The sequence below is a fragment of the Arsenophonus nasoniae DSM 15247 genome (assembly GCF_000429565.1).
Lineage (GTDB): Bacteria > Pseudomonadota > Gammaproteobacteria > Enterobacterales > Enterobacteriaceae > Arsenophonus > Arsenophonus nasoniae.
The window spans coordinates 1-12,678 of the sequence record NZ_AUCC01000084.1 but is presented as its reverse complement, the minus strand read 5'-3'; the positions used below and the strand labels follow the sequence as shown (position 1 = coordinate 12,678).

The window sequence follows — 12,678 nt, the reverse complement described above, 5'->3', positions numbered from 1 at the left end:
TGACACCCTTATCAAAGGTTTTTTAAATACTGACCCGTACCAATGTATTTTATGTGGAAACCGATTGCGGTTTATGAGTGCGGAAAAAGGAATACACGCCGTCACTTTACTGTCAGAAAGGCGGGATAAAATGGTCAAAAAACGATGGTTACAAACCGCAGCCTAGGAGTAGTGTGCCTATTATTAGGTTTTTAGATGATAATTTAACCGAATTACTGTTCTCATGGTTAATCAACGAGAAAACTGTCAGAATTTAATAGAAATATTAAGTTCAAAACACCTCCATTAATGCCTTACTGTATTGATTGAGATTCCTAACCATGAACCTTGGTCAAGTATTTGCAAAAACGTATTGATGGTGATATACGATTTTGGTTTAATCAAGTGGATGGTGTTAGCCAATTTTCTGAATCTGCTTGGCCAGAATCAAAAAATTTACTGCTAAAATTATTACGAAATGAAATAACCAATGGGTTTGAAAGTATTGCCATACCCTATTTAGCTGTGAAGTTGTTTAATGGCTTTTCTCAAATTGACAACTTGAGAAATGCAGCTTGGTACCAACAGATCAACTCAAATTACAAATTTATGCTTACTCCACACCGAGGTCGCACTGGCGCAACGCCAAACAATCCTGTATCCCCTGCAGCAGGTATAACGCTGAGGCATCAATTAGCCGCAGTGTCAGAAAGTTGGATGACAATAACCGACAGACCGGCATTGCATTACAAACCTCGACTAAATAAGCAAATAACGCCAATGCCATACCGCACTGCAAAATGGGATCCCTTATAGTGCGGGGATATCTGGCTCAACGAATGTCATGCTTGGTATTGTGTCTCACCTACGTGAGCAAGGCCTGAACATCAATCCTAATTTTGCTCTGCTTGGCATCATGATGTTTATGACTTACGATGGCGGACACTCACCGCATGAGGTTTTATGGACGGCAAACCAATTTGGCCCCGAAGTCGGATTTGACTTCAACGCACAACTAAATAAGAAGGAGCCAAAATCTGCCCCATTAGATTTTGTTTCTGATTATCAGTTATTCGCCAATATGTATAACGAAACCGGTTGTGAAAAGGCTATGAAGGATGCAATTGCACTGGCTTTTGAAAAGACAATATTGCATTGTGAAAGGTTAGGCAAACAATAATACTGCTTATTGCATTGCTAAACGTTCGGCCAAAATAACTTCACAGAAAACGCTTCACGGAGTGAGTTGTGGGCTGTTAAACCAGCCCCACTTAGCTTCTATGTAGCGCCCTCGCCCACAAAACGGTTCTTCACCCCCAATGATGCTTGGAATAAGATTCTCAAAAAATTCAGCGACTGTATTCGCGAATACGCTTAATTATTTCTGGGAACCAAACACATTGCTTAAATGTAAACGATACTCTTCGATATAACTTGTAACATCGGGTGATTTAATCACATCGTTAACAATAAATGTTGATAAAGGTTCCATCCCCAAAAATTGATTAGCCTTATGAAAAGGTAAATAAACCCCATCTACACCGGCTGCATTAAAAAATTGCGTTTCATCGTTAAAAGCCTCTAAAGGTGCATTCCAGGTTAATGACAACATATATTTCTTGCCCTGAATTAATCCACCTGAGCCATATTTCTTACTCGCATCTGAGCGGGTACGTCCATCACTGGCATACAACAAGCCATGCCCTTGGGTAAAAACTTCGTCCATATATTTTTTTACCGTCCATGGCGCCCCCATCCACCATCCCGGCATCTGCCAAATAATCACATCAGCCTGTAAGATTTTTTGTACTTCAGCGTTAATATCATATTGGCTGTCAGCGTGTACCACTTCAACAGCATGACCGATTTCAGCTAAATAATTTTCTGCTACATTAGTTAGCGTATTATTTAATTGCCCCCCTGAGTGGCCAAATTTTTTGCCGCCATTAATAATTAAGATACTACTCATCATAACCTCTAATTAACTTCGTTATAATTATAATAGGTGGTAAAAAACCAAGCTTAAATGACGAGAATGTATAAAATTATTTGCTTATATAACAATAATCAGACCAATGACTAAAATCACTACTAAACAAATGGTATTATTTTTATTTGTGGTCAAAATTAATTTTAAAGTTATTTAATTTTTTAGCGTGCCTAAGCATTAGTAACTAGCTGTAGGAATAATATTAATGAAAGCAAATTCTGAAGAGTTGATGATTTATTACGATCAAGCGTAGCTATTGCGGCCATATCTTCGCTATCCAGTTTCAATTCAACGGCTTTTAAATTACTGGCTAAATTTTCCCGCTTCGTTGAAGAGGGGAGCACACTATAACCTAGCGCCATCGCCTAGGACAATATTACCTGTGCTGGCGTCGCCTGATGTTTTTTAGCTATCTGCTTGATAACTTCATCTTGCAGTGCTTTACCATAAGCCAATGTCATATAAGAAGTAATATGTATTCCCTGCTCTTTTGCCCAGGCAGTAACTCGACGATTTTGCAAATATGGCGACAGTTCAATCTGATTGGTCGCAATATGTTCTATGCCAACGGCAGCTACCGCTTGTTGCATCAAATCAATAGTAAAGTTCGACACACCAATCTCACGTGTTAATCCCATTTCTTTGGCTGTTAATAAAGCCTCCATACTTTCTTTAACACTTACCGCGTTATTGGGGGACGGCCAATGAATTAAGGTTAAGTCAACATAATCTGTGCCTAGTTTGCTTAAACTCTGTTTAAGGCTAGCGATTAACTTTTCTTTACTCAGATTTTCTGTCCATATTTTTGTCGTAATATAGATATCTTCACGTGGTACAGCACTCTCTTTTATTGCTTGCCCTACATCAGCTTCATTATCATAAATTTGCGCCGTATCAATAGCACGATAACCCAATTCAAGTGCATTTTTTATCGATGAAATCACAATATTACTTTTAAGGCGAAAAGTACCTAATCCAAAAGCAGGAACTGACATAAAAACCTCTTAACATTAAATGTATGAATCCTTATTGTTAGAAAATTAAGCTTAATAATAAAGTATCAAATTGACACAAATTTTTTGCTGATTAAGCAATAGTTGTCTTTTAACTGCCATTTTACTATTTCCACAATGTCCATATTTAGATACTTTAAATCCTATTATAGTCAATAAAGACCCTATATTAGGACACTAACCAACAATATTATTTAATCATTATAATGTGCTAAAATATACCCATAAATGTGACTTTATTGCTTTAATGTACTTAAATGAGGATATTATGAGCATATTTGAAGAATCAGCTTCAGCGATCGCTGCGGAATTGGGCGAACGTTTGAAACAAGCTCGATTAAATCATGATTTAACGCAAGCTGAAGTAGCTGAACTGTCCGGTATCAGCCGAAAAACGGTCCTAAATGCAGAAAAAGGTAACGTCCAATTAGAGAACTTAATCGCTATTATGGCAGCATTGAATTTGCTTGAACAATTAGATCTATTTTTGCCTAAACAGGATATCTCACCGATTCAACTTGCTAAGTTACAAGGTAAAAAAAGACAACGCGCATCAGGGCATAGAAAAAATAATACAGAGGATTTAGCAGAATGGTAATGGAAGTTATCAATGTCAACTATAAGCAACATGAAGTGGGTGCAGTAAGTTTTGATACTAGCAAAGGTTTAGGTTTTTTTGAATACAATTCTCGCTTTATCAAACAAGGAATCGAGTTATCGCCATTGAAAATGCCATTAGCAACGCGAATTTATAGTTTTCCCGAATTGGATTTTAATACCTTTAAAGGATTACCTGGTTTAATTGCTGACTCGTTACCCGATGACTTTGGTAATGCAGTACTTAATGCTTGGGTTGCGACGATGGGTAAATCTCCTGACACCATTACACCATTACACCATTACAGCGACTACAATATACCGGTAAAAGAGGGATGGGCGCGTTGGAATACGTGCCAGCAACTAGGATCAAAAGTCTCAATGCCTCACAACAGGTTGAGATCAGTTCTCTGGTTGCTATTACTCAAGAAATTCTTGATTCAAGACAAAAATTTACCGTTGAGCTACATAAAAATGGTCAGGAAGATCGCAAAGCAATGATGGCTCTGCTTTCAGTTGGCATGAGTGCTGGTGGCGCGAGACCAAAAGCCGTTCTAGCTTTTAATCAAGATTTCACCCAGGTTCGTTCGGGACAAACTAATGTTCCGGACGGTTTTACCCATTATTTAATAAAGTTTGATGGTGTTAGCGAACATAATAAAAATCAACAAACCTTTGGTGATCCAGTTGGTTTTGGTGCAATGGAATATGTTTATTATTTATTGGCAACCCGCTGTGGCATAGAAATGATGCCTTGTCGGCTGCTTGCTGAAGGTAATAGACGCCATTTTATTACTCAGCGCTTTGATCGTTTTGGTAATAAAAAACGCCATGTACAAACCTTAAATGGCCTTGCTCACGTTGATTACAAAAAACCCGGCTCTTTCTCCTACGCCGAATTATTCGGTGTTGCTAGACAATTAAAACTTTCAGCAAAAGAAGCAGAACAACTACTAAAAAGAATGACCTTTAATATTGTGGCACGCAATCATGATGATCACGCTAAAAATTTTTCTTTTATGCTAAAAGGCGATAAGTGGATGTTAGCCCCCGCCTATGATTTAGCTTATAGCTACAAGCCCGGTAGTAAATGGGTAAACAGTCATTGGATGAGCTTAAATGGGAAACGTGACAATTTTTCTCGCCAAGATTTTTACTCATTAGAAAAGTTAAGTCCCCTGTTTACTCGAGAAATGATCAACGGAATTATTGATGAAACAATAGAAAAAGTTTCAGAGTGGCAAAAACTCGCTGTTGAGTTTGCAGTACCTAATTTGTTAGCGCAGGAAATTAACGCAAATTTATGTTTAAATATCTAGTATAGTGTCTATTGGCTAATCAACGGTAACTTAGCTGTCCGGCAATTATCCGGACAGTTTTAGCTAACATTTTAATGCTTAATTGCCTGCTGCTGTTGCCATAGCTGATAAAGTTCAACTTGTGACGTTAATTTTAACTGAACAAACGCAAAATTCTTGCTGTTGCTGCGCTGGTAATCTTAATTGTTGAGCTAATTTTTCACTAGAGAGGCCAAAAGATGCAGCATATTGATTGGAATAAGCATAAAAACTCACCTAATCCCTACCATTCTGATGGCCGCTAAACACATTGGACAAGGTTTTCCACTAGTATAAACTGTGCAATCCGCTAATCAATTTTACCTAATGCTTGATCAACACCAGAAGCAATAAGGGTATTATTGGTGACAATCACGACACCAAAGAGTCTACCGCTTACTTTAACATTTTCTTTTGCTAAATTAATTGCTTTTTCCAAAAACTGTTGGTCACTCATTCTTTAGCTCCTGCATTTTGTAGGATCTGCACAAGTTGTTGATAACCTTTTTGTTTAGCTAACTTCAATGGTGTATTACCTAAATGATCAGTTAAATTAACATCAGCACCGCCAGTAATTAATTGTTGCACGATCTGAGCGTATTTATTACTGCCATCACCAAGAATAATAGCTTCAATTAGTGCCGTCCAACCTAGAAAATTGACATGATTAACATCTACACCCGCGTCAATTAACATTTGTACCACTTGCACATGGCCCCGCTCTGCCGCCGGTATCAAAGCTGTTCCGCCATAACGATTAGTACTTTTTAAATCAGCACCGTGAGTCAACGTCATGGTTAGAATTTCCTTTAATCCTTTAGCACCAGCATAGAGATAAGGTGAATCCAAACTAGCATCTTTCGCATTAACATCTGCCCCGTGTTCCATCAAAAATCGCGCAACTTGAATTTGATTAGTATGAGTAGCCGCCATTAGTGGTGTCCGTAAACGCCAATCACGTTGTTCTAGATTGGTGCCATTTTTAAATGCCTGTTCAATCGCCATTAAATCGCCAGTTTCTGCAAGCTTAATTAGGTTTATTTTTGCTGATTGCGCCATCGCGCAGCCTATCAATAATAGTGACAATATTATTCCTCCTATGATCCAGATTGGAACAAGGTATTTTTTCATATACTCCTCCGACAAACCTTACTAATTTGTTAAAATCATTATTAATGAATAACACTAATTTTAATGAAATAAGTAAATTCACTTAGCTATTTAATTAAAAAATTCAAGAAAATATTTGTACAATGAGTATAAAAAATAAGCCTAAATTTATAATACAATTGATTGCAAAAAAATTTATTTATTGCTATTAAATTTACATTAATAAATAAAATTTAATTTAATTTAATTTAATTTAATTTAATTTAATTTAATTTTCATTTAGTAATAAATCGTGCGAAAGTTTTTTATTTTCAATAAGTTATTTTTTATGGAAAAATTGATTTTATCTTGATATAAATCAAGATCTATTTATAAAAAATTAATGTTATTCGATCCAATCAAAATAACGTTACTTAAAAAAATAATAATATTAGTTATAGAATAAAATATAAAATATTTAAAACATTTTATTATTTGCTAAGTTGGTTATTTTTTATCATTATCACCGCATTTCCTGTAAAGTATAGCGATGGCAATCCTGCATTGGTTTTCAATTTGACTTGGCTGGTCATAACGTTGTTATGTCTAACAATGCAATATCATAAAAACGCGGTGAAATATGCTGAAGTGATCTATTGAGCCACAATGTCTTGCCTTAGCCAATATAGAAACAGATCAATTATTAAAAAATGCTAAAAATAAAATTTAATAATAGTAGTAAATTAAATAATAAGATTAATGACCGGTAATTTTCATCAATTAAAATAAATTATGTTTAATAATACACCTAACTTGAAATTATTATTTATCAATTTAGTCAGATAAAATGATCAAAAACACAATCTAACTAATTCACGTAACTGCTTATTATTTGTTTATTAAATTTCAAACAACAAATAATCACTATACATAATAAGACCAAAAAATAATAATCACCCTGCACCTATCAAATAGTTAACAATTGTTTATCAATTAAACACTATTTTTTAATGATTATGATTTGATAAGGAGATTAACTATGGCGGTTGTTAGTAAATTTATTCGTGATCTTGATCCAAGAAAAGACATGGAAGAGCAGTTGAAAGAGACTCTCAATATCCTAGTCAAATTGGGAGAAGCCAAATTAGAGAATTTCAAACATGAAATGAATAATTCCTGGCATCAAAGTGATGAAGACAGCTTAGCACCTGGAGTCACCAAAGATTTTCAAACCGAACGTATGCATGTCATGACCAAAACAGATAGTAAAGATGCAGTTGGTAGTGCAATTGCGAAAACCATCGAATCGGCATTCTCGCTTTCGCAAGAACCAAATGGCGAAAAAGTAGGCAAATTTATTGAAGAGCTGGCAACAAATGGTTTAGATGCTGTGCTAGGTTCTGGTTCCGCTTCGGAAGATCAATATAAACAGTATATTATTTATCCAGATAAGGATTTTTTATGTCGCTGTGATATTTGGTATTGGCGTTATAGTATCGAATCGAAAGGCTTTCAAGAAAAACTAGAACATGTCGTTATTTATCGTATGCAATATGGTGCTGTTGATATTTCACGCGTAGTATCATGAACAGAATAGACTTTTACAACGCTTTCTGGCTAAAGAAAGTGATAACGTAACTCAGAATAATAAAAACCACCCGCCACCTAATCTGATTAATTAAGTCATTGATTATCTGACAAAATATAAAAACGACGAAGCAAAAATAGCAATCCTTGTTAAGCAATTATTAATTCCATTAAATGAATATGGAGCTAATGAAGGAGAGAAAATTTCGCCACAACGCCAACAAACTATTGTTGCAGATTGGCTACAATTGGCGATATTAGGTATGCCCTACGATCAATGGCTATCGAAGCAACTCGCTGATAATAAAGCAAACCCTATTTCATTATTGAATTATGCAGATCTAAAAAAATATCAATTCGACCAATTAAACCGTAAAACCGAGTTTGGCTACCTCTCGGCCGAAGCCAAAAATTATTACCAACACCATGTGCTAAAACGAGTGATGCCAACATTGATGTTGCAAGTTAACTCGCCGCTTGAACATGAAAGACTACAAAAAATGACCGTAGATCAAGCGCAATGGGGCTATTTGCATGCCGGTGCGATGCTACTGGTAGAAACGGGTGATGAAATTAATAAAATGTCGCTGGATAATATTATTACCACAGGCATGTTACTCGACAGTCTTTTATTGGCAGAAAACACCTCGGCTGAATATTCTTGTTATTTCAAATTACCCGCCCTCATCCACAACCAGTTGGATGCTGAAAATAAAAAAACGTTTGGCCAAATAACTGAACAAGACAGCCAAGTTATTTATCAGCAATATGTTAATTACTTACATCAATTCAGCCAGAATAATCCCTTTGTTCAACTCAGGCAGTTATTACAGGATTGGCAATGCCGGCCAGCGCTTGCCCGTCAACAATTAAAGCAATATGATATTGCTGAAGATTGGTTAAATAATTACTTATATAAAAATAGAGAGGTTGAATATCCCAATAATCAAGGAGAGATAACGTTATTACCCAATATCGATGAGATTTTTAATCAGCAAAATCAACATATCGCTGATGTTTTTAAGCAAACCTACTATGTTCTTTTACCCCAAGTGTTTAATTCACTGAGTGAAGAAGAACAACAATTTCTACAACAGGCCGAAATAAATCAAGTTAAGGTTGAATATAATGCCCGAGACAATAGCATTCATTCTCTGCCACCCGGCGTAGCCGGGTTAGTTGCTAACAATGGCCTTATTATTCCTGTGCCTGAGGCAATTGATATGCTCAGTTGTTCGTTTAACCGAGAAGAGCGTCTTTATGCCCTGGAAAAAGAGCAAAAAATGGGCAACTATAAATTATCACGCGTTGACCGCAACCGGGAGCTCATCTTTGACTTAATAAAAGATCACAAAAATAGCCGCCATAACAAAAATTTCGCCTTAAAAATCCACTCCCCCATCTTACTAAAAAAGCCGCTGAACAGCCGAAAATAGCGGTAGAATTCGCTTTATCAACGGTTTTTACCCGCTATTCCTCCAATGCCATTTTTGGTACTGATGGGAATTCTCCATTAATGCTGCGCTATTATGCTTATGCCTTAATGGAAAAAGCCCATCAACTCGATCCAACACTGTTGGGTTACCAGATGTTCAAAAATTGGAAAAATCGCTTACTTGGAACAGAAAATGCCTTCACTTGTACCGCACTTTTATATGATATTATGATTATTCATGCAAATGAACAGTGTAAAGAGACCTTGCATAAAATTATCCCTCCAGCCTGGCGGTAAAGTTTTTGCCGGTAAGTGTTTCAATAATAATTGAATAAAAAAACAACCCCTTGGCAAGGGGTTGTTGATGCTTGAAAATAGTTGATATAGGGCAATTAATAGCAATAACTATTTTATTGCATGCTGTTCATTAGATACTGACTGGCACTGAGTGATGCTTTCGCCCCTTCTCCCGCCGCAATAATAATCTGTTTATAGGGAACAGTTGTACAATCGCCGGCAGCAAAAATGCCTTTTATATTGGTTTCACCTTTGTCATCAACCTGAATTTCACCGATTGCATTACGGGTTATTACGCCATCTAACCATTGGGTATTAGGTAATAAGCCAATTTGGACAAAAGTTCCAGCAACCGCTAAATCATTTAGCGAACCATCCAATCGATTTTTATACTGTAAGCCAGTCATTTTTACACCATCCCCTTTTACTGCTAGGGTTTCAGCTTGTAAAATAATATCTACATTGTTTAAACTCGCTAGTTTCTGCTGCAATACCGCGTCTGCTCTCATTTCTGGGGCAAATTCTAATAAAGTCACATGCTCAACAACGCCAGCAAGATCAATCGCGGCTTCAACGCCAGAATTACCGCCACCAATCACAGCGACTCGTTTGCCTTTAAATAACGGCCCATCACAATGGGGGCAATAAGTTACCCCTTTGGTACGATATTCTTTTTCGCCTGGCACATTCATATCACGCCACTTAGCTCCTGTCGCAATAATAATACTGCGAGAACGTAAAGTAGCGCCCGATACGGTTTCAATCTTATGCAACTGACCCACAGTATCGGCAGGAATAAGTTTTGCCACCATTTGTGAATCGATAATATCAATATCATAATCATTAACATGGCTACGTAGTGCAGCCGCTAATTTGGGCCCTTCGGTTCTCGATACAGAAATATAATTTTCAATATCAATAGTATCTAAAACTTGGCCACCAAAACGCTCGCCAATAATACCGGTACGAATACCTTTGCGAGCTGCGTAAATAGCGGCTGCAGCGCCGGCCGGACCGCTACCCACAATCAAGACATCATAAGGTGGCTGCTGATTCAGTTTTTGGACAGTATTTTTTTCAGCATTAACATCAACTTTAGTGACAATGTCACTTAAAGTCATTCTCCCTTGCCCAAACTCTTTACCGTTTAGAAAAACGGCAGGCACTGCCATAATATTTCGTTGCTGTACTTCTGACTGAAAAATAGCCCCATCGATAGCAGTATGCGTAATATTAGGATTTAAAACCGCCATTAAATTTAAAGCTTGGATAACATCTGGGCAATTATGACATGACAATGAATAATAGGTTTCAAAGTGAAACTGTCCTGTTAATTGACGAATTTGATCTAATACTTCTGCCGCTTCTTTCGCAGGATGACCGCCAACATGCAATAGTGCTAAAACTAATGAGGTAAATTCATGGCCTAACGGCAAACCGGCAAACCTTAATCCGCTATCTTTACCCGGATTAGTAATTAAAAATGACGGTTTACGTACCGCTAAGTTATTGTCTGTGATAAAAGTTATTTTATCTGACAGTGTGCTGATATCCTGTAATAATGCGTTTATCTCGGCAGATTTTTCACTCTCATCTAATGTTGCTATTAACTCAACTGGCTGGATTAATTTTTCTAAATAGGCTCTAAGTTGAGATCTCATATTATTATCAAGCATTGCTCTATCCCCGAAAAAAACGGGTGCTAATGCACCCGAATACAGTAAAATTACTCACAAAGTTTTTAATTAGATTTTTCCTACCAAATCAAGTGAAGGCGACAACGTAGCTTCGCCTTCTTTCCATTTGGCGGGGCAGACTTCACCTGGATGGCTTGCGACATATTGCGCAGCTTTGATTTTACGTAATAAATCGGATGCATCACGTCCGATACCCTCAGCAGTAATTTCTACTGCCTGAATAATACCTTTTGGATCAATAATAAACGTACCACGATCCGCTAATCCTAATTCTTTCTGTTCATCATTTTCTTGATACTTACGCATCACTTCAAAATTACGCGTTAATGTCCAACTTGGATCACCAATCATGGTATATTTAATTTTACCAATTGTATCTGAGTGATTATGCCACTCTTTATGAGTAAAATGGGTATCCGTTGAAACAGAATAAATTTCAACGCCTAATTTCTGGAACTCTTCATAGTGATCAGCTAAGTCACCTAATTCAGTTGGGCAAACAAAGGTAAAATCAGCAGGATAAAAGAAAAAAATGCTCCATTTACCTTTAATATCTTTTTCAGATATCTCGATAAATTTTCCATCTTTAAACGCGGTATTTTGAAAAGGTTTAATTTCTGTATTAACCAAAGACATTTTACTGCTCCCTTCTATTTGATATGTATTTAATGTATAAACATAAAGATATAACGTCTAATTCCTTTCTACTATTAATTCAATAGGTATTACCTATTATAAGAAAACATAAGATATAAAAAAACCGATTAATGAGACGATTTTCAATTGAAAATCAGGTGTCTGATTAATTTTAAGGATATCAGTTAGAAAATAATCAGTATCACGACACCAATTGCTAATTACTGGCAAGATCGTTAGGCGTTTTTTGTGCAGTTACCACAATATTGTATGTACATAAAAATGATTGCTTTGGCACTCGATAAAAACTTTGAGGCTGACTAACAGGCTGAATAAGAATATCACCAGCGCGTAATAATTGTTTTTTCCCCCAACTATTAATAAAGGTAAACGCCGATTCGGTTTCAGGTACAACAAAATAATTCATCATTTTACCAGTAGGAACAAAACGTAAATAATTTGGCTTGCCCAACACGGTAACAGGATCATGATAATATTGGTGAAATTTTGCTTCTTCAACCAAATATTGCTCATTACCTGTGGCTGGACAAATATTTTCCACCACCCAATCACCCTCTTGAGCTGGCTGTGATATACCCTCAGTGCCAACGCCTTTAATGATGGTCTTAATAATTTCACCTGGCGTAGCTAGCCGCGCATAGACCGACTTGCTTTTTTGCGCAATGCCAGTTAAGCCTTCTTGTTGTGCTTGCTTGAAATAGGCCAGAATATCTTTTGTCGGATACTGTTCTAACGAAGTTTGTTCATCATAAGCTAAAACTTGTAAAGGTAATAATATAACAAGTAATTTTAGGTAATTAGACTGTTGATTCTTGTAATTTAATAATAAATATTTAATCATAGAATAGCTCTCAGTAAGAAGAAAAAGATACTAAAAAACAATATCAAAAGTGCTCATTAACTAATACAAGTTTACCAATCAAATTACCTGACTCCATAAAACAATGCGCCTTTTCTGCTTGATGGTTAGGAATCTCAATCAATACAGTAAGGCATTAAT

Annotated in this window: 14 protein-coding genes and 2 pseudogenes; 9 read left to right on the top strand and 7 right to left on the bottom strand. The window is 36.4% G+C overall.

Features of this window, described 5'->3' with window-relative positions; genetic code table 11:
- From G468_RS25420 to G468_RS0113850, 3 genes and pseudogenes are all read left to right on the top strand, one after another.
- Positions 1–166: pseudogene (locus tag G468_RS25420) on the top strand (IS91 family transposase); the annotation flags it as partial.
- A gap of 173 nt (positions 167–339) precedes the next feature.
- On the top strand, positions 340–795 hold the full coding sequence (locus tag G468_RS0113855) for a hypothetical protein (protein WP_026823617.1): 456 nt from the start codon (positions 340–342) through the stop codon (positions 793–795).
- Between the two features lie 28 nt (positions 796–823).
- Positions 824–1,159, top strand: a complete 336-nt coding sequence (locus tag G468_RS0113850) for a hypothetical protein (RefSeq protein ID WP_026823616.1) — start codon at positions 824–826, stop codon at positions 1,157–1,159.
- Between the two features lie 198 nt (positions 1,160–1,357).
- Here the strand turns inward: G468_RS0113850 and G468_RS0113845 are convergent, their stop codons facing one another.
- Positions 1,358–1,948, bottom strand: a complete 591-nt coding sequence (locus tag G468_RS0113845) for an NAD(P)H-dependent oxidoreductase (protein WP_026823615.1) — start codon at positions 1,946–1,948, stop codon at positions 1,358–1,360.
- A 191-nt stretch (positions 1,949–2,139) separates the two neighbouring features.
- Positions 2,140–2,964 (bottom strand): annotated as a pseudogene (gene dkgB, locus G468_RS21100) (2,5-didehydrogluconate reductase DkgB).
- A gap of 286 nt (positions 2,965–3,250) precedes the next feature.
- On the opposite strand from dkgB, the gene G468_RS0113835 reads away from it, so the two are divergent.
- From G468_RS0113835 to G468_RS24860, 3 genes are read left to right on the top strand one after another with little or no spacing between them, the layout of a single operon-like run.
- Complete coding sequence (locus G468_RS0113835; RefSeq protein WP_026823614.1) at positions 3,251–3,580, top strand: helix-turn-helix transcriptional regulator; 330 nt, start codon at positions 3,251–3,253, stop codon at positions 3,578–3,580.
- A complete protein-coding gene (locus G468_RS24865) occupies positions 3,574–4,080 on the top strand; it encodes a HipA N-terminal domain-containing protein (RefSeq protein ID WP_246067407.1) in 507 nt (168 codons plus the stop codon). The genes G468_RS0113835 and G468_RS24865 overlap by 7 nt, the downstream gene beginning before the upstream one ends.
- The gene (locus G468_RS24860) at positions 4,077–4,898 is read left to right on the top strand and encodes a type II toxin-antitoxin system HipA family toxin (RefSeq protein WP_246067405.1); all 822 of its coding nucleotides are present in this window, start codon (positions 4,077–4,079) and stop codon (positions 4,896–4,898) included. Before G468_RS24865 ends, G468_RS24860 begins: the two co-directional genes overlap by 4 nt.
- 328 nt (positions 4,899–5,226) lie before the next feature.
- On the opposite strand, the gene G468_RS24850 is transcribed toward G468_RS24860, so the two are convergent.
- Both G468_RS24850 and G468_RS0113815 read right to left on the bottom strand, forming a co-directional pair.
- Positions 5,227–5,373 (bottom strand): cytidine/deoxycytidylate deaminase family protein, encoded by a 147-nt coding sequence (locus G468_RS24850; RefSeq protein WP_246067404.1) that lies wholly within the window; start codon positions 5,371–5,373, stop codon positions 5,227–5,229.
- A complete protein-coding gene (locus G468_RS0113815) occupies positions 5,370–6,047 on the bottom strand; it encodes an ankyrin repeat domain-containing protein (RefSeq protein WP_026823613.1) in 678 nt (225 codons plus the stop codon). The genes G468_RS24850 and G468_RS0113815 overlap by 4 nt, the downstream gene beginning before the upstream one ends.
- A 997-nt stretch (positions 6,048–7,044) precedes the next feature.
- Between G468_RS0113815 and G468_RS0113810 the strand changes: the two genes are divergently transcribed.
- From G468_RS0113810 to G468_RS0113800, 3 genes are all read left to right on the top strand, one after another.
- Positions 7,045–7,593: a hypothetical protein gene (locus tag G468_RS0113810; protein WP_026823612.1), complete on the top strand. Its 549-nt coding sequence runs from the start codon at positions 7,045–7,047 to the stop codon at positions 7,591–7,593.
- A gap of 262 nt (positions 7,594–7,855) precedes the next feature.
- A complete protein-coding gene (locus tag G468_RS0113805) occupies positions 7,856–9,028 on the top strand; it encodes a hypothetical protein (protein ID WP_026823611.1) in 1,173 nt (390 codons plus the stop codon).
- A complete protein-coding gene (locus tag G468_RS0113800) occupies positions 9,025–9,324 on the top strand; it encodes a hypothetical protein (protein ID WP_081700690.1) in 300 nt (99 codons plus the stop codon). Before G468_RS0113805 ends, G468_RS0113800 begins: the two co-directional genes overlap by 4 nt.
- A gap of 113 nt (positions 9,325–9,437) precedes the next feature.
- Here G468_RS0113800 and ahpF read toward each other — a convergent pair whose 3' ends face one another.
- The 3 genes from ahpF to G468_RS21085 form a co-directional block, all read right to left on the bottom strand.
- Positions 9,438–11,000: an alkyl hydroperoxide reductase subunit F gene (gene ahpF / locus G468_RS0113795; protein ID WP_026823609.1), complete on the bottom strand. Its 1,563-nt coding sequence runs from the start codon at positions 10,998–11,000 to the stop codon at positions 9,438–9,440.
- A gap of 69 nt (positions 11,001–11,069) precedes the next feature.
- Complete coding sequence (ahpC, locus tag G468_RS0113790) at positions 11,070–11,657, bottom strand: alkyl hydroperoxide reductase subunit C (RefSeq protein ID WP_026823608.1); 588 nt, start codon at positions 11,655–11,657, stop codon at positions 11,070–11,072.
- 217 nt (positions 11,658–11,874) lie between these two features.
- Positions 11,875–12,519, bottom strand: coding sequence for a hypothetical protein (locus G468_RS21085; RefSeq protein WP_051297121.1), 645 nt, complete (start codon positions 12,517–12,519; stop codon positions 11,875–11,877).
- Positions 12,520–12,678: the final 159 nt, after the last annotated feature.

Excerpts from the sequence above, each read along its gene's own strand:
- G468_RS0113850 (WP_026823616.1), top strand. The coding sequence starts at position 824 with ATGCTTGGTATTGTGTCTCACCTACGTGAGCAAGGCCTGAACATCAAT.
- G468_RS0113845 (WP_026823615.1), bottom strand. The coding sequence starts at position 1,948 with ATGAGTAGTATCTTAATTATTAATGGCGGCAAAAAATTTGGCCACTCA.
- G468_RS0113835 (WP_026823614.1), top strand. The coding sequence starts at position 3,251 with ATGAGCATATTTGAAGAATCAGCTTCAGCGATCGCTGCGGAATTGGGC.
- G468_RS24865 (WP_246067407.1), top strand. The coding sequence starts at position 3,574 with ATGGTAATGGAAGTTATCAATGTCAACTATAAGCAACATGAAGTGGGT.
- G468_RS24860 (WP_246067405.1), top strand. The coding sequence starts at position 4,077 with ATGATGGCTCTGCTTTCAGTTGGCATGAGTGCTGGTGGCGCGAGACCA.
- G468_RS24850 (WP_246067404.1), bottom strand. The coding sequence starts at position 5,373 with ATGAGTGACCAACAGTTTTTGGAAAAAGCAATTAATTTAGCAAAAGAA.
- G468_RS0113815 (WP_026823613.1), bottom strand. The coding sequence starts at position 6,047 with ATGAAAAAATACCTTGTTCCAATCTGGATCATAGGAGGAATAATATTG.
- G468_RS0113810 (WP_026823612.1), top strand. The coding sequence starts at position 7,045 with ATGGCGGTTGTTAGTAAATTTATTCGTGATCTTGATCCAAGAAAAGAC.
- G468_RS0113805 (WP_026823611.1), top strand. The coding sequence starts at position 7,856 with ATGCCCTACGATCAATGGCTATCGAAGCAACTCGCTGATAATAAAGCA.
- ahpF (WP_026823609.1), bottom strand. The coding sequence starts at position 11,000 with ATGCTTGATAATAATATGAGATCTCAACTTAGAGCCTATTTAGAAAAA.
- ahpC (WP_026823608.1), bottom strand. The coding sequence starts at position 11,657 with ATGTCTTTGGTTAATACAGAAATTAAACCTTTTCAAAATACCGCGTTT.
- G468_RS21085 (WP_051297121.1), bottom strand. The coding sequence starts at position 12,519 with ATGATTAAATATTTATTATTAAATTACAAGAATCAACAGTCTAATTAC.